The organism is Bradyrhizobium sp. MOS001 (genome assembly GCF_004634465.1).
Classification (GTDB): Bacteria; Pseudomonadota; Alphaproteobacteria; order Rhizobiales; family Xanthobacteraceae; genus Bradyrhizobium; species Bradyrhizobium barranii.
Genome location: NZ_SPVJ01000002.1, coordinates 73,837 through 98,804, shown reverse-complemented (window position 1 = coordinate 98,804; position 24,968 = coordinate 73,837). Strand labels below are relative to the sequence as shown.

The following is a 24,968-nucleotide window of genomic DNA, read 5'->3' as shown; positions in this document are numbered from 1 at the left end:
TGGAATATGACGACGATCGCCTCGGATGCGCGCTTGGCCGGCGCGCAGCGGACCTATCCGCCGCGCGCCGCCGTTATCAGCTGGATCTTCTTCGATTGGGCCGCGCAGCCTTATTTCACGCTGATCACGACCTTTGTTTTCGCACCCTATTTCGCCACCAGCATTGCGCCAGATGCCGCCACCGGCCAGTCGTTGTGGGGCTTTGCGATGGCAGCCGCGGGCCTCGCGATCGCGCTGATGTCGCCGGTGCTCGGCGCCATTGCCGATGCCTCGGGCCGCAGGAAGCCGTGGATCGCGGGATTCGGCACACTGCTGGTGCTGGCGGCCTGCACGCTGTGGATCGGCAAGCCCGGCGATCCCACCATCATTGCGCCGCTGCTCACCGCGGTCGCGCTCGCCAGCGTCGGCGCGGAATTCGCCACCGTCTTCAACAACGCGATGATGCCGACCCTGGTGCCGCCTGAGCGGATCGGCCGGCTCTCCGGCACCGGCTGGGCCACGGGTTACATCGGCGGCATCGTCAGCCTCGTCATCGTGCTCGGCTTCCTCGCCGCCAATCCCGAGACCGGCCGCACGCTGCTCGGCTTCAAGCCGCTGTTCGGGCTCGATCCGGTCAGCCATCAGGGCGATCGCATCGTGGGACCGCTGACCGGGCTGTGGTTCATCATCTTCGTGACACCGTTATTCCTGTTCACGCCGGATTATCCGGCGAAGCACCCGGTGTGCGAGGCGCTGCGCGTGGGATTGTCGGATCTCAAGCAATCGATTAAGGGCCTGCCGCAGCGGAAATCGCTCGCGGCATTCCTGCTCGCCAACATGATCTACACCGACGGCCTGGTGTCGCTGTTCGCGTTCGGCGGCATCTATGCCGCCGGCACCTTCGGCTGGCACACGATCCAGATCGGCACCTTCGGCATCATGCTCGCGATTGCCGGCGCCCTTGGCGCGTGGCTCGGCGGCAAGCTCGACGATGGTCTCGGGCCGAAGCGCGTCATCGCCGGCAGCCTGCTTGTTCTGTTGCTGGCGGTGGCGGCGATTCTTCTGGTCGACAAGGACAGCGTCCTGTTCGTCAAGGTCGCGCCGCCTCTTCCGGGCGCGCCCTTGTTCTCGAGCGCTGCCGAGCGCGCTTATCTCGTTTTGGGTTGTCTCATCGGCGCTGCAGGCGGCCCGCTTCAGGCCGCCTCGCGCACTCTGCTGATCCGTCTCGCGCCGAAGGATCGCATCGCGCAGTATTTCGGCCTGTTCGCGCTGACGGGGAAGGTAACGTCCTTCATCGGCCCGCTGCTGATCGGCATGATCACCGCGGTGACGGCGAGCCAGAAGGCCGGCATGGCCGTGCTGGTGGTGTTCTTCGTCGCGGGGCTGGGGTTGTTGATGCGGGTACGGGATTAGTGGCGTAGCCCGGATGGAGCGAAGCGCAATCCGGGGCCGCTGTTGCTGAGACGTGAAACCCGGATTTCGCTGCGCTCCATCCGGGCTACGCTCGCGGTGAGTTAGTGCCTGAAGTGCCGCGTGCCCGTAAACACCATGGCGATGCCGTGCTCATCGGCGGCCTTGATCACCTCGTCGTCGCGCATGGAGCCGCCGGGCTGCACCACGGCGGTGGCGCCGGCCTCAATGCAGGCGAGCATGCCGTCGGCGAACGGGAAGAACGCATCCGACGCCACCACCGAGCCCTTGGTGAGCGGCTCTGCGAGCTTGAGCTCATTCGCCGCGTCCTGCGCCTTGCGCGCCGCGATCCGCGCTGAATCCACCCGGCTCATCTGGCCCGCGCCGATGCCGACGGTGGCGAGATCCTTGGCGTAGATGATGGTGTTGGACTTGACGTGCTTTGCCACGCGGAACGCGAATTTCAGATCGCGCATCTCGGCGTCATCAGGCGCACGTTTGGTCACGACCTTGAAGGTCATGTCGTCGACCACCGCGTTGTCGCGGCTTTGCACGAGGAGGCCGCCGGCGACCGTCTTGGCGGTGAGGCCAGGCGCGCGCGGATCGGGCAGGCTGCCGGCGAGCAGCAGGCGCAGATTCTTGCGCGCGCCGATGATGGCGATCGCCTCCTCGCTGGCGTCGGGCGCGATGATCACCTCGGTGAAGATCTTTGTGATCTCGCGCGCGGTGTCGGCGTCGAGCGCCCGGTTCATCGCGATGATGCCGCCGAACGCCGAGGTGGAATCGCATGCGAGCGCCTTGCGATAGGCGCTGACGAGATCGGAGCCTTCGGCCACGCCGCACGGATTGGCGTGCTTGACGATGACGCAGGCCGCGGTGCGCTTGGCGTCGAACTCGCCGATGCACTCGTAGGCCGCATCGGTGTCGTTGATGTTGTTGTAGGAGAGCTCCTTGCCCTGGAGCTGGCGCGCGGTCGAGACGCCCGGCCGCTTGTCGGGCGTCGCATAGAACGCGGCGGTCTGGTGCGGGTTCTCGCCATAGCGCAGCGACTGGATCAGTCTGCCGCCGAAGGCGCGGAAATCGGGCGCGTCGATTTCGAGCTGGCGGTTGAACCAGTTCGAGATCGCGGCGTCATACGCGCCGGTGCGCGCATAGGCCTTCGCGGCAAGCCGCCGGCGCAGTGTCAACGTCGTCGATCCGTTGTTGGCGGCAAGCTCGTCGAGCACGGCCTTGTAGTCCTCGGCCTCGACCACGACGGCGACGTCGTCATGGTTCTTCGCCGCGGCGCGGATCATCGCGGGGCCGCCGATGTCGATGTTCTCGATGCAATCCTCGAAGCCCGCGCCTTTGTCGACGGTCGCTTCGAACGGATACAGGTTGACGACCAGGAGATCGATCGGCGCGATGCCGTGCGCCTTCATCGCCTCCGCATGTTCCTTGTTGTCGCGGATCGCGAGCAGGCCGCCATGCACCTTCGGATGCAGCGTCTTGACGCGGCCGTCCATCATCTCGGGGAAGCCGGTGAGGTCGGAAACGTCCTTCACCTTGAGGCCGGCCGCGGCGATCGCCTTGGCGGTGCCGCCGGTCGAGACCAGCTCGACATCGTGCGCGGCAAGTGCCTTTGCGAACTCGATCAGGCCGGTCTTGTCGGAGACGGAGAGAAGAGCACGGGTGACGCGGCGGGGATGGTCAGTCATGAGCAAGATCCTCTGTCTTAAGGAGTGTCTATGCCCAGGCGCGCGGCGTCTCAGTCCCGCGCTTCCCGATGGTGCTCCATCCAAGGTCGCCAGTCGCGCGAGCGAGGGCTCGATAGCAGCTTTCGGCCGTTTTCACAACGATGAGATGGGGCCGAATCGTGCGCGTTTACAGCGGAAGTTCCGGCTCGCGCCGGGCGTTGCGGCGGGCATTGGTGACCGCAGGCGATGCAGTGGAGCGGACGAAGCTCCAGCGGATCGACGGCGCCTGCCGCGCATCCTGCCGGATCACGATCTGCGCGGTGCGGCGCGGGCCGTCATTGCCGGCCAGGAACACGCTGTCCTCGAGGTCGACCTTGTCGTCCAGCGCCTCGAAGGTCCAGACGTCGCGGTTGGCCAGCACCAGCATGACGCCACGGGCATCCGACAGCCGGCTCGCCTTCACCGCCGGATGCAGATGGAAGCGCAGCGCGAAGTCGGCGTCGGCGCCCTTGAAGCGTCCGCCCTGCGGCGGCGACAGCGTGTCCTCGCCGTCGATGCGTGCGCCGTCATTGGCGACCATCAGCACGCGGCGATGGATCGCGCCGAATTTCGCGAGGTAGCCGTCATGCGAGGTCGTGAGCAGCGTGCCGTTCTGAACGATCTCGCGATAGCTCTCGACCTCGACGGGGCCGCTGGTGACGGGTGAGCCGTGCAGGAGGCGCTTCATCGCCGACATCTCGACGAATTGGCATGAGGACGTCTCATGATAGGTCAGCGTCGAATGCGCCGCGGTGCCGCGTGCGAACGGCCGCCAATTGTCGCGTCCCGTGGTCGGCATGCCGCAATTGGTGACGATGCGGCTGATGCCGGAAGACAATTCGAACGACAGGCAGCCGGCATGGGCGTCGTGGCTGACGCCGGCCGGCGGCGGGGGGCCGGTGTCGATGATCAGCGTGGTCTGGCCGGCGTCGAGGCGCTGGAAGCCGGTATGCGGCATATTCGCCATCGGCGCGCCGTGAGTGTCGTCATAGGCGAGCAGCGTGGCGAGCAGGTCCGAGGGCGTCGCGCTCATGCCGTTGAAGAGCGCGAAATTGCCGTCGCCGTGCCGGAAGAAGCGCAGCATCGGCATCATGCGGTCGATCGCGTTGAGCAGCGCCGGCGGCGGTGCGATGTTGCGCGCGGCAAAGGTCTGCCGCAGCGGCAACAGGTCGATCAAGAGCTCGATCAGCGCGCCCGGATTGCGGGAGATGTGGCCGCCGTCGGGCAGGATCTGCCGCTGCAACTCGTCCGAGAGCTTTTTCGAGGCACTGCGGATCTGCCGCGCCTGGTTGGCAAGGCACAGCGCCGCGTAGCACAGCGCGATCAGCACCTGGAGCTTCGGCACTCCGTCGGGCATGTTGACCATGGTGTAGCGCAGAAGGCGGATCTCCCGCGCCAGCGCCCGCAGATAGCGGCGGTAGAATTTGTTGTCGGTGTCGTTGAGCACCAGCGGCGCCTGCGACAGCAGCGAGATCACGCGCCGCGCCAGCACGTCGGCACGCCGCGCGACGGCGCGGCGCTTGTTGGCAGGGTTGGCGATCCAGTCCTCGACCAGCGCGCGCGCATTGGCGCGCGTCAGCGCAGTGTCGGCGGCGCGCAGATGGCGCAGCCAGCCGAAGCCGAGCAGCGCGACCTCCCAGTCTTCCGACGGCGGTTCGAGATCGAAGATCGAGCGGCCGTGGCAATTGACGATCTTGCCGGCGAAGACGAAGCGTCCGGCATAGATCTCTGCGGCGCGGGTCGCATCCGCCGTGCGCAGGTCATGCGGCGCGATGATCAGCCGGTCGGTACGGCCGGGCCAGACCCGCGACAGCGCAACGGAACCGCCGCTCGCGCGCGCGAGCATGTTCCGCGCGAAGCGGTTCATCACCAGCGTCGAGATACGTCTGCGTTGAGCGACCGACACGCCTTGCCTTGAAGGGGGAGAGGATGAACGACGAATCCTTCTTAATCCCAAAATCGGACGTCTGACACCATCTTGAAGCGTCGCGAATCAGCGCTGGCGCAAAAACCGGTGCAAAATCAGGATTTAACGAGCCGGGCTGCGTAGAAACCGTCGAGCCCGCCGAGCTTGGGATCGGCGTTCGGCAGGTGGCTGGGCAGCGTGCGCAGGTCGCCTTCCGTGGTGATGATCTCGCTGAGCCCGGAGACCTCGGAAGCTTCGATCGGCACGCGGCGCAGGCCGCCCTCCGTGGCCAGCAGCGCCGCGATCGCCTGCTCGCCCTCTTCGGGTTCCAGCGAACAGGTGCAGTAGACCAGCGTCCCGCCCGGCTTGAGCAGCGAGACGGATTTCTTCAGCAGCCGCTGCTGGAGCGCGGTCAGGGCGGCGACGTCGGATTCCTGCCGGAGCCAGGCAACGTCGGGATGGCGCCGGATCGTTCCGGTCGATGTGCAGGGTGCATCGATCAGGATGCCGTCAAAGCCCTCGGCAGGGCCGGCCCATTCCACGGCGTCGGCGACGACAGTCTCGGCCTGGAGCGACAGCCGCGTCAGATTCTCGCGCAGACGCGCCACCCGGGCGGGTGAGCGGTCGATCGCCGTGACATGCGCGCCGGCCTGTGCCAGTTGCGCGGTCTTGCCGCCCGGGGCGGCGCAGAGATCGGCAATGGACTTGCCCTTGATGTCGCCAAATAGCCGAGCTGGCAACGCGGCGGCGGCATCTTGCACCCACCATTGCCCCTCGGTGAAGCCGGGCAGCATGGTCACGGCGCCGTGCAGCACCGTGCGCACCGATCCGGTCGGCAGTACTTCACCGTGCAGCCGGTTCGCCCATTGCGCGGCGTCCGATTTCACGGTGAGGTCGAGCGAGGGCTCGTGGCCGAGCGCCAGCGCCATGTCTCTTGCGGTCGCCTCGCCGTAATGCGCGCTCCAGCGCGCGAGCAGCCAGGGCGGCAAGTCCAGCGATTGCGTGGCAACTTCATCCACCAGCGCCTTGCCCTCGCGCGCGCAGCGGCGCAGCACGGCATTGACGAGGCCGGCATAACGAGCGGCACGCCGGTCGGATTGAACGAGGCGGACGGAGAGATCGACCGCGGCGTGATCGGGCACGTCCATCCAGAGGATCTGGGCGGCGCCGATCAGGAGCGCGCTCTGCGCGCGCGGCGCTTCGGACGGGATGCCCTTGTCGAGCAAGCGGGACAGCACATGGCCGAGCGTGCCGAGCCGACGCAGCACGGTCGCGACCAGGCGGCGCATCAGCGCGCGGTCGCGGTCGGCGAGCGTCTTCAATCCGGGATGGGCACCGCTGCCGTCGAGTTGATCGTCAAGCGTGCGGTGCTTGTGCAGCACGCCGTCGACGATGTCAGCGGCGATCCGCCGCGCCGCGAGACCGGGCACTTCGGACGGAGGAGCGAAACGTTGAGATGGCATGCGGCTTAAGGTTCTTGGCGAGCGGCAGTTCCGCCGCAATGGGCGCATGCCTCGAGAGACTTATCTCTGGCATGCGAATATGCCAAATGTAAGAATGGCCTCTCGCGTTTACAGCCCGGCATGACCATCTCAGCAATGCGTTATTGGACGTCGCACACCCCGTGATCCTGCGCTAGGAACCGCCGAGATGAGTGACCAGCCCCCCGTTCCCGATCGCAAGCCGCTCCCGCCGGCCGCCCAGCGCGCGCTGGCCGAGGCCGAAGCGCGCCGGCAGGCTGCTGCTGCCCACGCCGCGGCGGCGCCGAAGGAATTGCAGGGACCGAAGGGACCCGAGCCCACCCGCTACGGCGATTGGGAGCGCAAAGGTATCGCCTCGGACTTTTGAGGCTGTCGTTTGAGGCTGGCTTTTGAGGCCATCTTGCCGGATCGCCCGACTCAGCCCTAGCGTGCGCGGATGCCGCGTTTCGATCCCAGCCATCCATACCGGCCCTCATACAGTGGTTCGCCGTTCGGCCGTCACTTCTCGGGGCTGTTGCCGTGGATGTTCGTGGTCGCAATCGTGGTGGCCGTCGTGCTTACCTTCCGGCACGGGATGAACTGGCCCTTCCCGCATGCGATCGATGGTCAATCGCGAGATGCCCAGATCATTTTGCAGCAGGCCAATCCGGACATCCGTCAGCCGGTCGACGTCATTCGCACGATCGACGGCGATACCTTTCTCGCTCGCGTGCACCAGCGCGACGGACGCGTTCTCGTTGCGCGCGTTCGCCTGCGCGGTATCGATGCGCCGGAGATGAAAGCATCCTGCCAGGATGAATTGGACAAGGCTCAAGCGGCGACAGGCGCGCTGCGCGATCTGCTCGGCCAGGGCGGCGTGACGATCACCAATCTCGGCCCCGACAAATACGGCCGTGTTCTCGCCAATGTCGCGACAAAGCGAACTGCGGACGTATCTGCCGCGCTGCTCGCGGGCGGTTACGCGCGGAGCTACAACGGCGGCCATCGCGACGGCTGGTGCGCGCGCGGCTGGCGCTTCTGGTAACAAAGAGCCGCGTCGATGGACGCGGCTCTTTCAATTCTGTTACGAGTTTGGAGATCAGCGCGTCACGACCACCGTCGTGCCGACCGAGACGCGGCTGTAGAGATCGGTGATGTCGTCGTTGAGCATGCGGATGCAGCCATAGGAGACGAAGCCGCCGACCGAGCCCGGCACATTGGTGCCGTGGATGGCATATTCGCCGCCGGCCAGCGTCATCGCCGCAACGCCCATCGGGTTGCGCGGCGAGCCGCCTGGAATAACGTCGGGGATGCTGGGCTTGTCGCGCTTCACTTCAGCAGGCGGCGACCAGGCCGGGTTGAGATACTTGCCGTCGATGCGGGTGGTGCCGGCCCATTGCTTGCCGGACTTGCCGACGCCGACCGGATAGCGCACGGCGTGGCCGTTATCGAGGATGAGATAGAGCCGCCGCTCGTTGGTTTTGACCACGATGGTGCCCGGCGAATAGTCGGCCAGGTGTGCCCCCACCATTTCCGGCCGCGCCTCTGCGGCCGTCGACATCAAGACCCCTGCCCCAATGGTGGCGGCGAGCGCCACAGCAATCCTTACCGACATCAATTTTTCCTCTACCCCGAACGGATCGTCCAAAACTACGCAGCACCGGCAATTGCCCGCTTGCCCGGATATTCTTAACCGCGCCTGTTAACCGGATGGTTTCCACGCGCGGCCGCCAAGGGCCCGCCAGCACGCGGAACAAAGAAAATGTTCGAAATAAAGTAAATGACAAGAAAACAACACTTGGCTGGAAAGACGCGGGCGCGACGGATCGCGCCCTGACAAGTGCGTGAGGGTGTGAACGGCTGTTATTTCGGGGGGGCTCTGTGTCCCGGACGCGCTGCAGCGCCTTGGCGCTGCTGCGCAGAGCCGGGACCCGGGAGGCCACACGCTCTGCCATTGGATCGGCCCCGGCTCTGCAGCGCACCGCTGAAGAAGCGCTGCGCCGCGTCCGGGGCACGAGAGCGTGCCTTACGCCGACTTCTTGTTCTGCCGGTTCTTGACGAGATCGTCGACCACGGCCGGATCGGCGAGCGTCGAGGTATCGCCGAGGCTGCCCGGCTCGTCCTCGGCGATCTTGCGCAGGATGCGGCGCATGATCTTGCCGGAGCGGGTTTTGGGCAGACCGGGCGAGAACTGGATCTGGTCGGGCGCGGCGATCGGGCCGATCTCCTTGCGCACCCAGGTGACGAGCTCCTTGCGCAATTCGTCGCTCGGCTCGACGCCGGCCATCAGGGTGACATAGGCGTAGATGCCCTGGCCCTTGATGTCGTGCGGGTAACCGACTACGGCGGCTTCCGACACCTTCTCATGCGCGACGAGCGCGCTCTCGACTTCCGCGGTGCCCATGCGGTGGCCGGAGACGTTGATGACGTCATCGACGCGGCCGGTGATCCAGTAATAGCCGTCGGCGTCGCGCCGGCAGCCGTCGCCGGTGAAATACTTGCCCTTGTAGGTCGAGAAATAGGTCTGCTCGAAGCGGGCGTGATCGCCATAGACCGTGCGCATCTGGCCCGGCCATGACCGCGTCAGGCAGAGATTGCCTGATGTCTCGCCGTCCAGCACCTTGCCGTCGGCATCGACGATCTCAGGCACGACGCCGAAGAACGGCTGCGTCGCCGAGCCCGGCTTCAGCTTGGTCGCGCCCGGCAGCGGCGTGATCAAGATGCCGCCGGTCTCGGTCTGCCACCAGGTGTCGACGATCGGGCAGCGATCGTCGCCGACGACACGGTGATACCACTCCCAGGCTTCGGGATTGATCGGCTCGCCGACCGAGCCGAGCAGGCGAAGCGAGGCGCGCGACGTCTTCTTCACGGGCTCGTCGCCGCTCTGCATCAGTGCGCGGATCGCGGTCGGCGCGGTGTAGAAGATGTTGACCTTGTGCTTGTCGATGACGTTCCAGAAACGGGAATTGTCCGGATAATTCGGCACGCCTTCGAACATCAGCGTGGTCGCGCCGTTCGCCAGCGGCCCATAAAGGATGTAGCTGTGTCCGGTGACCCAGCCGACGTCGGCGGTGCACCAGTAGATGTCGCCGTCGTGATAGTCGAAGACGTATTGATGCGTCATCGCGGCGAACACGAGATAGCCGCCCGAGGTGTGCAGCACGCCCTTGGGCTGGCCGGTCGAGCCCGACGTATAGAGGATGAACAGCGGATCCTCGGCGTGCATGTGCTCGGCCCGGCATTCCGTCGTCACCATCTTGGCGGCGTCGTGATACCAGAGATCGCGCGACGGATTCATCTCGACCGTGCCGCCGGTGCGCTTGACAACGACGACCCAGTCGACGCCGTCGGCCTTGGCGAGCGCTGCATCGACATTGGCTTTCAGCGGCACCTTCTTGCCGCCGCGCAGGCCCTCGTCCGCCGTGATGATCACCTTGGATTGGCAGTCGTTGATGCGCTGGGCGAGGCTGTCGGGCGAGAAGCCCGCGAACACCACGGAGTGGATCGCACCGATCCGCGCGCAGGCCAGCATCGCGTAGGCCGCTTCGGGAATCATCGGCAGGTAGATGGTGACGCGGTCGCCCTTCTTGACGTTGCGGGTGCGCAGGATGTTGGCCATCCGGCAGACCTCGTCGTGCAGCTCCTTGTAGGTGATGTGCCGGGATTGCGAGGGATCGTCGCCTTCCCAGATGATCGCGGTCTGGTTGGCGCGCTTGTGCAGATGCCGGTCGATGCAATTATGGGCGACGTTGAGGATTCCGTCCTCGAACCATTTGATCGAGATGTTGCCGGGGGCGAAGGAGACGTTCTCGATCTTCGTCGGCGCGTGCATCCAGTCGATACGCTTGGCCTGCTCGGCCCAGAAGGCGTTCGGGTCCGAGATCGAGCGGGCGTACATGTCCTTGTACTTGGCTTGGTCGATCCAGGCGCGCTTGGCCCATTCCGCGGGGACGTCGTAGGTCTTCTCGGACATGCTTCCCTCCAGATACGGCAAGCCGAGCCCAGGCGACCGGCGAGCCGACGTCATCATTGAACCGATTATGCGTCCGCCTAACCGGACCCGACAAGGAGCACAAGCTGGACCTTCGGCGAGCGGGCAGCCATGCGGAAGATCAACGGCGCCTGGCGCGACTGTCGCAGATCTGAAACAGGCTTGCGCGGCTTTCCAGGTCTTTACCAAGACGCCGGAATAGGCCTGTGCAGGGCGCCCATGCGCCGCATGAGGTATTTAGAAACCGTCTGTCACTGATTCGGGACTCGCAATGCGGTTCGGAACACCCTAAATGGCCAACCCGGGTCCCGAGAGACCGTCCAAGAGACTGTCCAATAGACCCTTGGAACAAAAATCAGAACAGCGGCATTGACCGATAACAGACAGGGCTAAGGCTTAAGACTATGATGGATCAGCGGAATCTCGGGACGATGCGGCTCGCTTCGGCCGATCCTGCTGCTGTCGCGCTGGCCAAAGCCCTCGGACAATGGCCGAAACCGGCCGGTTCCGCCCGTCTCAGCCCGAAAAAGGTCTTCGACACCGCGCCTGCGACCTCGGTTGAGGCGATCGCCAAGGAGCTGGGCCTGCGGCTCGGCGACCAGAACGAGCTGACCATCCGGCGCATCAAGCGCGGCAAGGGCTATTCCTTCGTCCGTCCCAACGGCGCGCATATCCGCGACGCTCGCACCATCCGCCGGCTGCACGCCATGGCGGTGCCGCCGGCCTATCGCCAGGTGCGCTACTCGGCCGATCCGAGCTCGCATCTCCAGGCGGTGGGACGCGATGCCGCGGGCCGGCTGCAATACCGCTACCACACCGATTGGGAAAAGGTCCGCGAGCACCGCAAGGCGCACCGGCTGGAAAAGCTTGTCGGCGCGCTGCCAAAGATCCGGCGCAAGGTCTCGGCGTTCCTGTCGGGTGACGAGCCGACGCGTGAATTCGCACTCTCGGCCGTGATCGAGCTGATCGCGCGCACCGCGATCCGTCCCGGCAACGAATCGTATGCCCGCCTCAACGGCACCCGCGGTGCCACCACGATGCTGAAGTCGAACGTTACGCTCGAGGACGATTCCTTCGTGCTGACCTTCAAGGCCAAGGGCGGCAAGGCGGTGCGCAAGGAGTGCGACGCGGCCAAGCTGGTACGCGCCATCGGCATCCTGAACGGCGTTCCCGGCAAGCGCATGTTCCAGTATCGCGACGCCTACGGCATCGTGCGCGCGGTCAGCACCACGCAGGTGAACGCGTTTCTGCGCGAGATCGCCGGCATCAAGATTTCGCTGAAGGATTTTCGCACGCTGATGGCGTCCGCAGTCGTGGTGGAATCGCTGTCGCGGATCACGCCGGCGACCAGCCAGCGCGGCCGCAAGAAGCAGGTGCTGGACGCGATCCGCGCCGCAGCGGACAAGCTCTCCAACACGCCGGCGATCTGCCGCAAGAGCTACGTCCACGACACCATCGTCACCGCCTTCGAGGACGGTATCCTCGAACGCTTCGCCGCCACCATGAAGGGCCAGCGTTCGCAGGCCAGGCGCGAGCAACTCTTGCAGCAGGTGGTGGCGACCGCGGCAGTTTAAGCGGCGGTGCCGTAGGGTGGGCAAAGGCGCGAAGCGCCGTGCCCACCATTCTTCACGACATTGTTGATAGGCCGCGTGGGCACGCTTCGCTTTGCCCACCCTACGAGAGCTACATCTTGTCTGAGATACCCTTGTCCGGACCGGGATCACGGCCCGCGGCTGCGCTCGTGAGCCGGCCCAGATAATGCGCCCATCCTTTCGCGTGCGCGGCGGCCTGTTCCTCGGTCGGGAGCCCGCTATGGGTCATGCGCAGCAGCGTGCCGCCGTCGCGCTCGATCAGGTCGATCTCGATCAGGCTCGAGCCGGGCGGCACTTCCTGACCGCCCTCCCAGCCGAATGTGTAGGCCAGACGATGCACCGGCACGACCGCCGCGGCCGACGCCGCCACGCGGTCCGATGCCCTTGAGGAGATAGAGCCCGCCGGGGTGCGGCTCCGTGGTCGCGTCGGAGCCCATCCAGCTCAGGATTTTCTCTGGATCGGTCAAATAGGCGAAGACGGTGGCGCGGGGGGCTGCGATCTGGGTTTCCCGTCGCACTACGAACGGCTCGGTCATCGGCGATCATCCCTGGGCTGACACTGGCCACATGGCGGCGGTGGAGCGGTGCGTCAAGGATTGCCCGTGACAAAGATGGCCGACCTTCGCCATCATCGGGCCATGCAACTCTCCCGGACCCTTGCCTGGCTCGTCGATGCCGCCTCGGATTGCCCCGGGGCCGACCGTCTGCTCGCGGAACTCGGCGCTCATCTGGTCGCCGACGGTGTGCCGCTTGCGGCAGGGAGCCTGACGTTGGAGGTGCCGCATCCGCTGATCGCGAAGCGGACCTGGCTGTGGCGCGCGGAGACCGGCCGGGTCATCGAGGCGCTCGGCTTCGCACCAAGTGGGCTGGCACCCGACCCGCCCAATGATGCCGGCCGCCGCTGGCTGCGCGACATCGCGCGCGGCGAGGTGCACGAAGAGGTGGTCGGACGACAAGATGGGCCGCAGCTCGGCTGGATCGGGCCGCGTCCGTTCACCGCAGACGAGATCGAGCAATTGCGCCAGGCTGCGCGTTTCGCCGCGACGCCGCTGGCCGTGCTCGCTGCGCGCGCCACGTTGCGCGCGACGCTCGATGCCTATCTCGGCAAGCGCAGCGCGGAGCGGGTGCTGGCGGCGCCGTTGCGGCGCGATCTCGGCGAGACCATTCAAGCCGCGCTGCTCTATGCGGATCTGCGCAACTTCACGACCTTGTCGGAGACCACACCGCCGGCCGACGTCATCGCAGCGCTCGACGCCTGGTTCGATCGCATCGCCGGTGCCGTTCATGCCTTCGGCGGCGAGGTGCTGAAATTTATCGGCGACGGCGTGCTCGCGATCTTCCCGGTGGTCGACGCGTCGCCGCGCCGCGCCTGCGACGCCGCCCTGCGTGCCGCAGGCGCAGCCGAAGCCGGCATGGCGTATCTCAACGGGGAGCGCGGCGCTCAAGGACTGCCGCCGCTTGCGTTCGGCGCGGCCCTTCATCTCGGCGAAATACTCTGGGGCAATATCGGCGCCGCCAACAGGCTCGATTTCACGGCGATCGGTCCCGCCGTCAATCTCGCCAGCCGGCTCGAGGGATTGTGCAAGCCCCTGGAACGGACCGTGCTGGTATCGGGGGCGCTGGCCGCGGAGACGGATACGCCTCTCGTCGCGCTCGGATCGCATCCGCTGCGCGGCATCGCTTCGCCATGCGAGGTGTTTACGCTGCCGGCGACGCAAGTGCGGACATCGTAGCCCGGATGGAGCGCAGCGTAATCCGGGGTCGTGCGGCATGAAGACTTTCCCGGATTGCGCTGCGCTCCATCCGGGCTACGGCAATAACTTACATCCCGCCCATCTTGCAGACGAGCTTCCACTCTTCCGTCGTCACCGGCTGCACCGACAGCCGCGAATATTTCACCAGCGCCATATTAGCGAGCTTCTTGTCCGCCTTGATCGCGGCCATCGTCACCGGCGTCTTCAAGGGCTTGTCGGCCTTGATGTCGACGCAGACGAATTTTTCGGTCTTGTCGGTCGGATCGGGATAGGCCTCCTTGATGACCTCCGCGATGCCGACGATCTCCTTGCCCTCGTTGGAATGATAGAAGAACGCCTTGTCGCCCTTCTTCATGCTCACGAGGTTTATGCGCGCGGTGTAATTGCGCACGCCGGTCCAGGCCTCGCCCTTGGCGCCCTTCGCTACCTGCTGGTCCCAGGACCACACCGACGGTTCGGATTTCACCAGCCAGTAGTTCATCGCGCGTCCTATCCGTTCGTCATGGCCGGGCTTGTCCCGGCCATCCACGTCTCTGCCACCAATTCAATATCAAGACGTGGATGCCCGCGACAAGCGCGGGCATGACGAGAAAGACGTCATTCCTCTGCCTTGAAGGGGCGCGTCAACAGTCCCGAGATCGCAGCGTCGATCGTGCTCCGGCCGCTCAGGATCGAAGCGACCGCTTCTGATACCGGCATCTCGATGTTGTGCGAAGCTGCGAGTTCGATCAACACAGGCGCGGTGAACTCGCCTTCGGCGAGCTTGCCCGCGGGCGGCTGCTCGCCGCGGCCCAGCGCAAGGCCGTGCGCGAGATTGCGCGATTGCGGGCTCGAGCAGGTCAGGATCAGATCGCCGAGGCCGGACAGGCCCGCGAGCGTCTCGCTGCGCGCGCCGAGGGCACGGCCGAGGCGCGTGAGTTCGGCAAAGCCGCGGGTCGTCAGCGCAGCCTGGGCGGAGGCACCGAGCTTGCGCCCGACCGCGATGCCAACCGCGATCGCCAGCACGTTCTTGGCCGCACCGCCGATCTCGACGCCGCGGACATCTGTCGTGTGATAGGGCCGGAAGGTCGCTGAGCCCAGCGCCTGCACCAGCGCGCTCGCCAGCGCTTCGTCCTTCGCCGCCAGCGTCACCGCGGTCGGCAAGCCGCGCGCGACGTCGTCGGCAAAGCTCGGGCCCGACAGGATCGCCGGCTGCGCGTGAGGTGCGGCTTCCGCGATGACGTCGGTCATGAATTTATGGGTGCCGTGCTCGATGCCTTTGGCGCAGGCGACGATCGGCACCGGCTTTGTCAGATGCGAGGCCAGTATGTTGACCGCGCCGCGCAAATGCTGTGCGGGCGTCGCGATCAGCACCATGTCCGCGCGCGCGGTCTCCGCAAGCTCGTGCGTCACGACGATCTCCGGCGCCAGCCGCACGCCGGGCAGCCGCGGATTGTCGCGGGTCGAGGCGATTCGCGCGGCATGTTCGCTGTTGCGCGCCCAGAGCGTCACGTTCCGTCCGGCGCGCGCCGCGACCGTCGCCAGCGCCGTGCCCCATGCGCCCGCACCAATCACCGCGACGGACCGGAACGCCGTCATAGCTAGAATCCCGCCCGCGTGTTGCCGTAACCGGCCGGCGCCGTGGCGTTGGCATCGAGCAGCCAGCGTGCGCGGGGTTGGGCTTCCATCGTGTCGATCATGCCGAGCGCCAGGCGCTCGGCGCCGGCCCAGGCAATCATCGCGCCGTTATCGGTGCAGAGCGCGGGCGGCGGCATGATCAGTTGCGTCCCGGCCTGCCGCGCGACGTCATGCAGGGCGCCGCGGATCGCCTGATTGGCCGCGACCCCGCCGGCGGCGACGAGGGCATGCGGAGCGCCGAACTGCTCGCGGAAAAGCCTCAGGCCGACGCTCAACCGGTCGGCCGTCGAGTCAAGCACTGCGGCTTGAAAACTCGCGCAGAGATCGCTGATATCCTGCGGCGCGATCTCAGTTAACCGGCTCGCCTCGTTGCGCACCGCCGTCTTCAATCCAGACAGCGAGAAATTAGCATCGGGCCGTCCCTGCATCGGGCGCGGGAAGGCGAAGCGCGTGGCATCGCCGGTTGCCGCGGCGCGTTCGACCTGCGGCCCGCCCGGATAGGGCAGGCCCAGCATCTTCGCGACCTTGTCGAAGGCTTCGCCCATCGCGTCGTCGACGGTGGTGCCGAGCCGCACATATTGGCCGACACCGGTGACGGCGACGATCTGGGTATGCCCGCCCGAGGCGAGGAACAGGCAGTAGGGAAATTCAATTCCGTCGGTGAGGCGCGGCGTCAGTGCATGCGCCTCGAGGTGGTTGACCGCGACCAGCGGCGTGTCGTGCACCATCGCGATCGCCTTTGCGGTGGTGAGGCCGACGATGACGCCGCCGATCAGCCCCGGCCCCGCCGCGGCGGCGACACCGTTGAGCTGCGCATAGTCGATGCCGGCCTCGTGCATGGCCCGGTCGATGATGCCGTCGAGGACGTCGACATGCGCGCGCGCGGCGATCTCCGGCACTACGCCGCCGAAGCGGGCATGCTCCTCGATCTGGGACCGCACGATGTTGGAGAGGATCTTGCCGCTGCCGTCGGGCGCGCGCTCGATCACGGCCGCGGCGGTCTCGTCGCAGGTGGTTTCGATGCCCAGTACCAGCATTGGCGAATTGTTATCCAATTTGCGCCCTTGCGCTCATCCGTAAAGCAGAGTTCTGGTACGTCCGGTAGCATTCCGGGGTCCACTTGCGCAATCGTCACGCGCGGCCGCCTTCGTGAATGCGTCACCGCCACGTGGTTCGGGAACACAAGCGATGTCCATTCTTGTCACACGGCCGCATCCCGACAATGAGGCGACGGCAGAAAATTTGCGGGCGCGGGGTCATGTGGTGCTGCTCGCCCCGATGCTCAAGTTCGAGCCGGTCGCCTTTCATGACGAGAGTGAGGCCGACTACGGCGCCATCATCGTCACGTCGGCCAATGCGATCCGCGCCGTCGCGCCACAATTGCAGGATCTTGGCTTAAAGAATCTTGGCCTCCTGAAGCTGCCGCTGTTTGCGGTCGGCGAGCACACGGCTGCCGCGGCGCGCGACGCCGGCTTCGCCGAGGTGATCGTCGCCGGCGGCGATGCCGCGGCCTTGCGCGACAAGGTGATGCAGAGCGCGCGCGACAAGCTGCTGAAGAAGAAAAGCACGCTGCTCTATCTCGCGGGCGCGGATCTGTCGCGCGATCTCGGCGGCGAGCTTGGCGCGGAGGGCTTCAGTGTGGTGACGCAGACCACCTATCGCATGACTCCGGTCAAGGTCCTGCCGCGCGATGTCTGCGATGGCTTTGCCGCACATGGGATCGAGGCGGTGCTGCACTACTCCCGTCGCAGCGCACGGGCCTTCCTGGATGCGGCACGGGACGAAGGCGTCGAAATCTCGGCGCTGGCGATCCCGCAATGCTGCCTGTCCGAGACGGTCGCCAGCGTGCTGCGCGATGCCGGCGCGTCGCAGGTTCTGGGGGCCGCGACGCCGGACGAAAATGCCCTATTTGATACCTTGGAGCGTGCTTTGCGGACCCGTTTGGCGTAAGAGGTCGGGCCGAATCCGACGCGATCGGGTCCGTTCAGGGCATTTGAGTGTGAGGAACCGTCACGATGGCCGATGACAAGCCTGAAGACGCAGGATTGGCTCCCGAGTCAGGCCGTGCCAAGCGCACCCCGCCCACCATCGACCTTGAGGCGACCGAAGTCTCGACCCAGTCGCAGCCAACGGCGGCCGCCGAACCGGAGGTTCAGCCGACGCCGGAGCAGGCCACGCAAGAGCAGGCCACGGTCGAAGAGTCCAAATCCGAAGAGGCCAGGCCCGACCCGGAGCCCGCGCACGCGGAGGACGCGGTTGCTTCCGCTCCCGCGTCGGCGCCGGTTTCGCCCTGGGTCATTGCGCCGTTCTCCGGCGCGGTCGCAGCCGCAATCGTGATTGCCGTCGGCTGGATGCTGGGCTGGCCCGCCGTGGAGGCGCCGCCGGCCGCGCCGCAGGTCACGAGCGCGACTGTCGACGCGCTCAGCGGACGTGTCGCCGCGGTCGAAGCCAAGGCGGGCAAGCCCGCCGCCGATCCGGCCGTGGTGGCGCGGATCGATGCACTGGAGAAATCCGCAAGTGCCTTGCGCAGTGACATCGCCAATCTGCGCGCACAGTCCGACAAGACCGCCAACGACGTGAAATCGGCACCGCGCGCTGCCGCGCCTGATCTTGCTGCTCTCAGCGACCGCATTGCGCAGCTGGAGCGCGCCAGCAAGACGGAGCGCGCCGAGCTCGCACAGCAGGGCGAGAAGATTGCCGACAACAAGGCGACGAATGACAAGCCGCTGCGCCATGTCGTGGCGGCGGCTCTGCTCGACGTCGCGGTTCGGCATGGCGATCCTTACGAATCGCAATTGGCCGCGGCGCGGTCGCTCGCGGCCAAGCCCGATATGCTGAAGCCGCTCGACACCTTTGCATCATCAGGCATTCCGACGCCGGTCGCGCTGAGCCGCGAGCTGCTCAACATCGTGCCCAAGCTCTCGCCGCCGGCGGAAGCCCCGGCCGCCGGTGCCGGCATCGTCGAGCGTCTCCAGGCGGGGGCCTCGAAACTCGTTCGTATAGAGCGCACCGACGGCGTCGGCAATGATCGCGGCGCCATCGTCGCACGGGTGACGGCGGCGGCGCTCCGCAACGATTTCGTCGAGGCGCGGCGCGAGCTGAAGACGCTGCCCGACGCCGATCGTGCACCCGCGCAGGCCTGGCTCGACAAGGCCGATGCGCGCGACGCCGCGCTCGGTGCCTCCCGCAAATTCGCCGACGATGCCATGGCGGATCTCGCCAAGCCCGATCTGGTCAAGCCTGCTCAGTAAAGGTTCGCGCAATAATCAGCGCGTAATAGGGATCGCCATGCTTCGCATCGTCCTCTTCCTCGTCCTGATCGCGCTGGCGGCGGCCGGCGCGGCCTGGGTTGCCGATCAGCCCGGCGATCTCGTCCTGACCGCGGGCGGTTTCCGCGCGTCAACGACGCTTCCGAGGTTCGTGTTTCTGCTCGGCGTCTTTGCAGCAGCGGTCGTGCTGGTCTGGAGCATCGTGACGATGATCTGGCGCGCGCCGGGACGCCTGCGCCGCCGCCGTCATGAGAAACGGCACGCGCGCGGCCGCCATGCCATCACCCACGGCCTGCTCGCGATCGGTCATGGCGATACCGCCCTCGCCCGCCGCCACGCCGATACCGCGCGGCGGCTGGCCGCGAACGATCCGCTCGCACTGCTGCTGCACGCGCAGTCGGCCCAGCTCGAAGGCAATCGCGACGAGGCCCAGCGCGTCTTCCGCGTCATGGCCGAGCGCGAGGATACCCGGCTGCTCGGCCTGCGCGGCCTGTTCATCGAGGCGCAGCGTGCCGACGATGCGGTCGGCGCCGTGATGATCGCGGAGGAGGCGATCAAGCTGTCGCCGTCCTCGACCTGGGCCTCGCACGCGGTGCTCGGCTTCCGTTGCGCGCGCGGTGACTGGAGCGGCGCACTTGCGATCCTGGATTCGAATCTGTCCGCGGGCCTGATCGACAAGGCGGCCTATCGCCGCCAGCGCGGCGTGCTGCTCACGGCCCGCGCGCTGGAATTGGAAACCATGGACCGCGACGTGGCGCGCGAGAGCGTGATGGAAGCCATCAAGCTCGCGCCGACGCTGGTGCCGGCCGCGGTGCTCGCGGCCAAGTTCGAGAGCGAAGCGCATCAGGTGCGCCGCTCCATGAAGCTGGTCGAGGCCGCGTGGCTCGCCAATCCGCATCCGGATCTTGCCGACGCCTACGCGCATGTGAAGCTCGGCGATTCCGCGCGGCAGCGCTTGCAGCGGGTCGAGACGCTCGCAGCCAAGACGCCCGCCGACAAAGCGGGCCATGTCGAGGGCCAGCTCGCGATCGCGCGCGCCGCGATCGACGCCTCCGAGTTCGCCCGCGCGCGCGCGGTGCTGGCACCCTACGTTAATGATCCGACCCAGCGCGTCGCGCTGCTGATGGCCGAGCTCGAGCGCACCGAGCACGGCGACGGCGGCCGTGCCCGCGCCTGGACCTTGCGCGCGGTGCGCGCCCGCCACGACCCGGCCTGGACCGCGGACGGCTATGTCAGCGACCGCTGGCGTCCGGTCTCGCCGGTCACCGGCCGTCTCGATGCCTTCCAGTGGCAAACGCCGGTCGCGAGCCTGCCCTCCGATAAGGGCGCCACGATCGAATCCTCGGCCTTCGAGGAAGCCATGCTGGCCGCCCCGCCGCCGAAGCGGGTGACGGCAGCCCCGAGCGAAGCCCCTGTGGAACCGCCGGTGGCTGCACCGGATCCGGTCCCCGCCGCACAGGACAATTCGCCCCCTGAGGCCAAGGAGACGACCGCGGAGGCCGCCAAGGAAGAGCCTGCGGTCACGCCGGCCGCCGAGCCGGTCAATCCAGCCCCTGAGGCGGCCGAATCATCGCCGGAGGCGGCAACGCCGGTGTTCCGGACCCGCGCCGACCTCGGCAAGCCTGCGCCGGCCCCGATCCAGGCCGTCATCCCCATCGTCCGCGCCCCCGATGATCCCGGGATCGATGACGAGGGTCCGAGCGATGAATTTGCGGAACAAATCGGTACGCCCAGAGCCCATGCAAAGGCCCAGGCCGGCGGCTGGCGCGGATTCTGGTCCCGCTGGGGCGCGTGAGGCACATTTCGAAGCCCGCTCCACCTTGCCAATTCGGGCCATGCCCGATATCAGGAGCGCGCGTATCGGGACCTGCACTGCGCGGGTTCCGGCAGGGTTCGCCGCAATAGCTCAGTTGGTAGAGCACGTCATTCGTAATGACGGGGTCGGGGGTTCGAATCCCTCTTGCGGCACCATTTACCGCTCTGATTTTTCGTTGTTTTCCGCGCCGTTGTTTCGTCCTCCGATGCAGCCTCGCCGCGAGACGGCATACCATCGCCTCAGACTTTGCGCAGGCTTTCGATTTCCCACAGCGCCAGTTGCCGCCGGTCGAACGGTGGGACGTAATCGTCCAGCACCTTGATCGGCGGCGGGAAGTTGTAGGGCGGAGCGCTCAGATCGATGGAGAAGAAGTCACCCGTGCGGATCGCACGATTTCGGCCCGCCGGGTAAGTGGTCGTCAGGAGATACTTGATGTTGGATCGACGAATGTTGTCGATTGCTTGAAAAATCATCTCTTCGGAAAGATGAATGAAGCAATCGCGGCATAGCAGCAGGTCAGCTTCCGGGAGCGGATCGTTGCAGAGATCGATCCGGAGGAACGTGCGATCTGGGCGACTGTATTGGTCACCCGTGCGCGCAATCAGTTCCGGAACGATGTCTCCTCCAATGTAGCGAGAAATTGGAAGTTCGATCTTCGACAACCGATGAAAATCACCACAAGGCAAATCGAGCAAGGTACGGATCTCGAGGTCGCCAACCAGACCAGGAAGGCTTTCCCGCACCCTTTGGGTATTGTGCAGCGTGGATCCGCCGCCGGAAGCGGTTTCCTTGTAACCCCAGACGTTGCGACGATAGATCTCGCCGAACACTTCGCCAGGCGTTCCACGGAGATTGCGCACCATCTGCGTGCGCAACCAGATCAGCGCGGGCTCTGGTAACGTCTGGCGCGCGATGTCGATAGCCGTCGAGAAAAAGGCCGTCTGACGTAACCAGTCTGCAAACTTGTCGAACACATCGCCCCCGTATTGTCGCAAGCTAGATGCGCGCGAACCTGAATTGTTGCGTGCCGCGCTCGGTGGGATCCGGGCTCCGCTCAGTGATGCGAAATCCCTCATGGGCCTGGATGAATGCTTGCTCGGAGATCCAGTTGCGCTCGTATCTGACGAGCTTCTCCCTGGAGGCGAGCGACGACCCTGGACCGTTGTCGCTCAGGTACGATGTCTGAACCTCTCGCCGGGTCTCTTCGCTGATCGGAACGCGGTACCATGCCAACGTTGCCGGCCGAACCGTGCACAGCGTTCTGACGGTTTCCAATGCATCCGGGACGTACTGTATGGCCCCATTCGAGTGGATGAGATCGACAGTGCCGAGCCAGTCGGCGGCCTGGTCGATGCGCTCGAAAAACATCAGCCTATCGGTGCCAAGCTCCTTGGCGCGCTGCACCATTGCAGGCGTCTCAACTACCGCCCATCGAATGTCCGGGCGTTGCCGGCGCGCCACCTTGTAATGCAGGCCAGCGCCTCCGCCGAAATCCAGAACCGTGTTTATGCCCGCGACCAGCGGCCAGTCGCTGTCCGGGTTGTAGTTGATTGTCTTTAGGAAAATCGTTTCGACCAGTTCCGGATTCTCGTACCCCTGAACAACCTCTCGCGGCGGCAGCAGCTTACGCTTCACTCGCTTGATGAAGGTCATAACGGGCGGACTCGGCACGCCTTGTGATACGTGTCGAGCGTCTACCACAATCAGAAACATTTGGAAACAATCGTGAAACGCGCCATCCGGCGCGGCGCGTTCGAGGCTTCACCGGGAAGCACATATCTGTCCGCCCGATTCCGAGACCTTTCCGGACGTGACGTTGCGGGTTGATCGCCGCGAATGCTGATCGCGGGTTCAAGACCGAGCGCGCAGTCTACGTGATGACAGTCACATAACGCAGATCAGATCTCCCCTAATTTCCCGGTCACGCAAACACGGGGAGATTTCACATGCGCGAGATCATTCTGGTCGCCGCCATGGTCCTGGCTTCTGCATCTGCCCATGCTGCCGACCGCAGCCTGTCGCTGGCCACGGCAACGGCTGCTCCGCAGGCCACCACGACCGCCGCTCCGACGACGCAAATCAGCGAAGTCGCGCCAGCCGCGGAAGCTCCGAAATACGTCGATCGTCCGCCGGCAGTCTCGGCCCCTGCTCCCGCCGTGGCGACGGCTCCTGCCGTGACCGCGACAACGACGACTTCAGCGCCGGCGGAGACAAGCAAGCCCGCCACGAAGACCGCAAAGGCGGGCAAGCCGAAGCACAAGCGCAGCTGGACCGAAGGCCGCATCATCAGCGAGCTGCACCGCCACGGCATCTACTGGTAAGGCTGCGACTCGCTCCAAAAGCAAATGGCCGGGCAAGAGCCCGGCCATGCGCGTATTGAGGAAGCGTTGCGGGCTTACTGCGACACCGTCTGCACCACGCTCGTTATCGGACGCGCGCTCGACGTCGGCACCTTCAGGTCCTTCAGCAGCGCCTCGTCATATTCCGGCAGCGTCTGGAGCGTTGCCTTGGCCTTCATCTGCACGACCTTGTAGCCGCCAGCCTTCAGCCGCGCGAGCAGCGCCGGCATGGCTTCGCCGGTGTGCTTCTGGAAGTCGTGCATCAGGATGATGCCCTTGCCGAGCTTGTCGAGCTTGGTCATCACGTTGTCGACGATCTTCTCCGGCGTGGCACCCTTCCTGAAGTCGAAGGAGTCGATGTCGGTCGAGAACATCGCGACATTGCGGGTGCCGAAATAGCTCACCATCGCCGGATTGTGCTGAAGCTGCGGGAAGCGGAAGAACGGTGCCGGGTTGGTGCCGAGCGCGAACCTCACCGCGCTGAAGCCCTTCTCGACCTCGTCCTTGACCTGTTGCTCCGTCATCTTCTTGCTGTTCAGGTTGACATGCGACCAGGTGTGCGTGCCGACCGTGTGGCCCTGGGCCAGCACCTGGCGCAGGATTTCCGGATGATAGGTCGCGTGCTTGCCGACCGAGAAGAACAGACCCTTGGTGCATTCATCCGCAAGCGCCTTCAGCACCGCGGGCGTGTTGACCGGCCACGGACCGTCGTCGAAGGTCAGCACGACCTCCTTGTCGGTGAGGAAGTCGAACTGCTTGAAATGCTCGAAGCCGAAGCCGGGTCCGCCGGTGGTGTCGATCTCGACCACGCGGGCAACGCCCAGCGCGTTCGGATTGGCACAGGTCGACTTCTGCTGCACCGGCACGACCGGAGCGGGCGCAGGCGCCGCTGCCTGAGCAACCGCCGTCGGCCTGGCCGCGATCGCCGCGGTGGTCTCGACGTCATCCTTGGCGGCGAGCTTCGCCTGTGCCGGCAATTGATCGGCGGCACGGGCGGCCGTTGTTTTGGGGGCGCCCTGATCGGCGCGCGCGGAATAATAAAACCAACCGCCGACGGCGATCACGACCGCCGCAACTACACTGGCCAGCATCAGGCCCAACGCATTACGCATCGCTATTCTTTCCAATTACGCAACCAACCCTGCGGAATCTCCCGCGCGACGAGCCATTAATGCGAAGGAACAGTTAACGTGACACCAACACGACGGCGTTTGCGCCGGATTTTCAGCGAGGTGCGCCATGTGACGGAGGTCACAGATGGATGGCCACCCGTGACCGTCATCACAGTGGAAACTGTTTTGCCGGAGCATCGTAGTTCCCACCAACAACGGGCCCCGCTTCCAGCGGCGCCAATGGGAGCTTCAAATGACCAAATCTTCTTCGGCTAAGTCTTTCTCTGCGAAATTGCTGACGAGTAGGATCCGCGACACCAGCCTGGCTCTGGGCTTTGCCGCCATCGTCTCGATCGTCTCGACGACCGCGAGCTTCGCCTTCTCGGCCGAGGCGCAGCAGCAGTGCACCGGCGATGCCTTCCGCCTGTGCTCCTCGGAAATCCCCAACGTCCCGAAGATCACGGCGTGCATGATGAAGCATCGCTCCGACTTGAGCGCCGGCTGCCGCGCGGTGATGGACAAGGACCTCGCAAAGGGCGCCTCACGCAAGGTCGCTGACGCCCAGGACAAGCAGTAGGACAACGCGCAACGGCGATCGTTGTTAGCTCCCCTCGCGATGTGCTCCCGGCGTCAAGCCGGGGCCACGCGCGCCAGTCCCGCTCGGCAATAAAGCCGTTGCGGCCCCGGGATCGTCGCACTAGCTTCGCCCGCACTTCCTTGGGGTAAGAGGCATTACGCGATGACCAGATTTCTTTTCATTGTTTCTTTGATTCTGTGCGCATCGAGCGCCTCAGCGCAACAGCAGCCTGGCCACGATGCCTGCGCGCGCGATGTGACGCGCTTCTGCCGTGCCGTGATGAACAATGGCGATGGCGCCGTGCTCGCTTGCCTCAAGCAGAACCGCACCCGCCTCAGCAAAGCCTGCGACAAGGTGCTGACGGATCACGGGCAGTAAGATGTGCCGTCGCAGCCCGGCTGAGCGAAATCCGGGGTCTGCCCGCGCGTGAG

At 65.7% G+C, this 24,968-nt stretch carries 22 protein-coding genes, 1 tRNA gene, 1 pseudogene and 1 riboswitch; of the genes and pseudogenes, 12 read left to right on the top strand and 12 right to left on the bottom strand.

What is annotated here, in order from left to right:
* Positions 1 to 6: 6 nt before the first annotated feature.
* Positions 7 to 1,392 carry an MFS transporter gene (locus CT676_RS03890; protein ID WP_135213935.1) on the top strand — a complete coding sequence of 462 codons (1,386 nt, stop codon included), beginning with the start codon at positions 7 to 9 and terminating at the stop codon, positions 1,390 to 1,392.
* 101 nt (positions 1,393 to 1,493) lie between these two features.
* On the opposite strand, the gene purH is transcribed toward CT676_RS03890, so the two are convergent.
* From purH to CT676_RS03875, 3 genes are all read right to left on the bottom strand, one after another.
* Entirely contained in the window at positions 1,494 to 3,086 is a 1,593-nt protein-coding gene (gene purH / locus CT676_RS03885) for a bifunctional phosphoribosylaminoimidazolecarboxamide formyltransferase/IMP cyclohydrolase (protein WP_135213934.1), read from the bottom strand.
* 25 nt (positions 3,087 to 3,111) lie between these two features.
* A riboswitch (ZMP/ZTP riboswitch) is annotated at positions 3,112 to 3,193 on the bottom strand.
* Positions 3,194 to 3,252: 59 nt separating this feature from the next.
* Complete coding sequence (locus tag CT676_RS03880; protein WP_167767953.1) at positions 3,253 to 4,971, bottom strand: heparinase II/III family protein; 1,719 nt, start codon at positions 4,969 to 4,971, stop codon at positions 3,253 to 3,255.
* A 155-nt stretch (positions 4,972 to 5,126) separates the two neighbouring features.
* Complete coding sequence (locus CT676_RS03875; protein ID WP_135213932.1) at positions 5,127 to 6,473, bottom strand: transcription antitermination factor NusB; 1,347 nt, start codon at positions 6,471 to 6,473, stop codon at positions 5,127 to 5,129.
* Between the two features lie 187 nt (positions 6,474 to 6,660).
* Between CT676_RS03875 and CT676_RS03870 the strand changes: the two genes are divergently transcribed.
* A complete protein-coding gene (locus CT676_RS03870) occupies positions 6,661 to 6,858 on the top strand; it encodes a DUF1674 domain-containing protein (RefSeq protein ID WP_028151091.1) in 198 nt (65 codons plus the stop codon).
* A 69-nt stretch (positions 6,859 to 6,927) separates the two neighbouring features.
* The gene (locus CT676_RS03865) at positions 6,928 to 7,515 is read left to right on the top strand and encodes a thermonuclease family protein (protein ID WP_135213931.1); all 588 of its coding nucleotides are present in this window, start codon (positions 6,928 to 6,930) and stop codon (positions 7,513 to 7,515) included.
* Between the two features lie 54 nt (positions 7,516 to 7,569).
* Here the strand turns inward: CT676_RS03865 and CT676_RS03860 are convergent, their stop codons facing one another.
* A complete protein-coding gene (locus CT676_RS03860; protein WP_135213930.1) occupies positions 7,570 to 8,085 on the bottom strand; it encodes a L,D-transpeptidase in 516 nt (171 codons plus the stop codon).
* 411 nt (positions 8,086 to 8,496) lie between these two features.
* Complete coding sequence (acs, locus tag CT676_RS03850; RefSeq protein ID WP_167767932.1) at positions 8,497 to 10,443, bottom strand: acetate--CoA ligase; 1,947 nt, start codon at positions 10,441 to 10,443, stop codon at positions 8,497 to 8,499.
* Positions 10,444 to 10,865: 422 nt separating this feature from the next.
* Here acs and CT676_RS03845 point away from each other — a divergent pair, with 422 nt between their 5' ends.
* Entirely contained in the window at positions 10,866 to 12,035 is a 1,170-nt protein-coding gene (locus CT676_RS03845; protein ID WP_135213929.1) for a DNA topoisomerase IB, read from the top strand.
* A 109-nt stretch (positions 12,036 to 12,144) separates the two neighbouring features.
* Here CT676_RS03845 and CT676_RS03840 read toward each other — a convergent pair.
* Positions 12,145 to 12,589, bottom strand: a pseudogene (locus CT676_RS03840) (SRPBCC family protein).
* Between the two features lie 102 nt (positions 12,590 to 12,691).
* Here CT676_RS03840 and CT676_RS03835 point away from each other — a divergent pair.
* Positions 12,692 to 13,786: an adenylate/guanylate cyclase domain-containing protein gene (locus tag CT676_RS03835; RefSeq protein WP_167767952.1), complete on the top strand. Its 1,095-nt coding sequence runs from the start codon at positions 12,692 to 12,694 to the stop codon at positions 13,784 to 13,786.
* An 88-nt stretch (positions 13,787 to 13,874) separates the two neighbouring features.
* Here CT676_RS03835 and CT676_RS03830 read toward each other — a convergent pair whose 3' ends face one another.
* The 3 genes from CT676_RS03830 to tsaD form a co-directional block, all read right to left on the bottom strand.
* Positions 13,875 to 14,288 (bottom strand): EVE domain-containing protein, encoded by a 414-nt coding sequence (locus CT676_RS03830; protein WP_135214095.1) that lies wholly within the window; start codon positions 14,286 to 14,288, stop codon positions 13,875 to 13,877.
* Between the two features lie 116 nt (positions 14,289 to 14,404).
* Positions 14,405 to 15,385, bottom strand: a complete 981-nt coding sequence (locus tag CT676_RS03825) for an NAD(P)H-dependent glycerol-3-phosphate dehydrogenase (RefSeq protein WP_135213927.1) — start codon at positions 15,383 to 15,385, stop codon at positions 14,405 to 14,407.
* A 2-nt stretch (positions 15,386 to 15,387) separates the two neighbouring features.
* The gene (gene tsaD / locus CT676_RS03820) at positions 15,388 to 16,461 is read right to left on the bottom strand and encodes a tRNA (adenosine(37)-N6)-threonylcarbamoyltransferase complex transferase subunit TsaD (RefSeq protein ID WP_135213926.1); all 1,074 of its coding nucleotides are present in this window, start codon (positions 16,459 to 16,461) and stop codon (positions 15,388 to 15,390) included.
* A gap of 151 nt (positions 16,462 to 16,612) precedes the next feature.
* Between tsaD and CT676_RS03815 the strand changes: the two genes are divergently transcribed.
* The 4 genes from CT676_RS03815 to CT676_RS03800 all read left to right on the top strand — a co-directional run bounded on the left by CT676_RS03815 (position 16,613) and on the right by CT676_RS03800 (position 20,664).
* Entirely contained in the window at positions 16,613 to 17,374 is a 762-nt protein-coding gene (locus CT676_RS03815; protein ID WP_135213925.1) for a uroporphyrinogen-III synthase, read from the top strand.
* A 65-nt stretch (positions 17,375 to 17,439) separates the two neighbouring features.
* The gene (locus tag CT676_RS03810; protein WP_135213924.1) at positions 17,440 to 18,675 is read left to right on the top strand and encodes a hypothetical protein; all 1,236 of its coding nucleotides are present in this window, start codon (positions 17,440 to 17,442) and stop codon (positions 18,673 to 18,675) included.
* Positions 18,676 to 18,712: 37 nt separating this feature from the next.
* Entirely contained in the window at positions 18,713 to 20,488 is a 1,776-nt protein-coding gene (locus CT676_RS03805; protein WP_135213923.1) for a heme biosynthesis HemY N-terminal domain-containing protein, read from the top strand.
* A 100-nt stretch (positions 20,489 to 20,588) separates the two neighbouring features.
* A tRNA-Thr gene (locus tag CT676_RS03800) sits at positions 20,589 to 20,664 on the top strand.
* An 84-nt stretch (positions 20,665 to 20,748) separates the two neighbouring features.
* Here the strand turns inward: CT676_RS03800 and CT676_RS03795 are convergent.
* Together CT676_RS03795 and CT676_RS03790 are read right to left on the bottom strand one after the other, a co-directional pair.
* On the bottom strand, positions 20,749 to 21,483 hold the full coding sequence (locus tag CT676_RS03795; RefSeq protein WP_135213922.1) for a class I SAM-dependent methyltransferase: 735 nt from the start codon (positions 21,481 to 21,483) through the stop codon (positions 20,749 to 20,751).
* Between the two features lie 22 nt (positions 21,484 to 21,505).
* Positions 21,506 to 22,162 (bottom strand): methyltransferase domain-containing protein, encoded by a 657-nt coding sequence (locus tag CT676_RS03790; protein ID WP_135213921.1) that lies wholly within the window; start codon positions 22,160 to 22,162, stop codon positions 21,506 to 21,508.
* 293 nt (positions 22,163 to 22,455) lie between these two features.
* Between CT676_RS03790 and CT676_RS03785 the strand changes: the two genes are divergently transcribed.
* Complete coding sequence (locus CT676_RS03785; protein ID WP_135213920.1) at positions 22,456 to 22,830, top strand: hypothetical protein; 375 nt, start codon at positions 22,456 to 22,458, stop codon at positions 22,828 to 22,830.
* Between the two features lie 74 nt (positions 22,831 to 22,904).
* Here CT676_RS03785 and CT676_RS03780 read toward each other — a convergent pair whose 3' ends face one another.
* On the bottom strand, positions 22,905 to 23,960 hold the full coding sequence (locus CT676_RS03780) for a polysaccharide deacetylase family protein (protein WP_135213919.1): 1,056 nt from the start codon (positions 23,958 to 23,960) through the stop codon (positions 22,905 to 22,907).
* A gap of 253 nt (positions 23,961 to 24,213) precedes the next feature.
* On the opposite strand from CT676_RS03780, the gene CT676_RS03775 reads away from it, so the two are divergent.
* Together CT676_RS03775 and CT676_RS03770 are read left to right on the top strand one after the other, a co-directional pair.
* A complete protein-coding gene (locus CT676_RS03775) occupies positions 24,214 to 24,537 on the top strand; it encodes a hypothetical protein (protein ID WP_135213918.1) in 324 nt (107 codons plus the stop codon).
* A gap of 162 nt (positions 24,538 to 24,699) precedes the next feature.
* Positions 24,700 to 24,915: a hypothetical protein gene (locus tag CT676_RS03770; RefSeq protein WP_063980334.1), complete on the top strand. Its 216-nt coding sequence runs from the start codon at positions 24,700 to 24,702 to the stop codon at positions 24,913 to 24,915.
* The last annotated feature ends 53 nt before the right edge of the window (positions 24,916 to 24,968 follow it).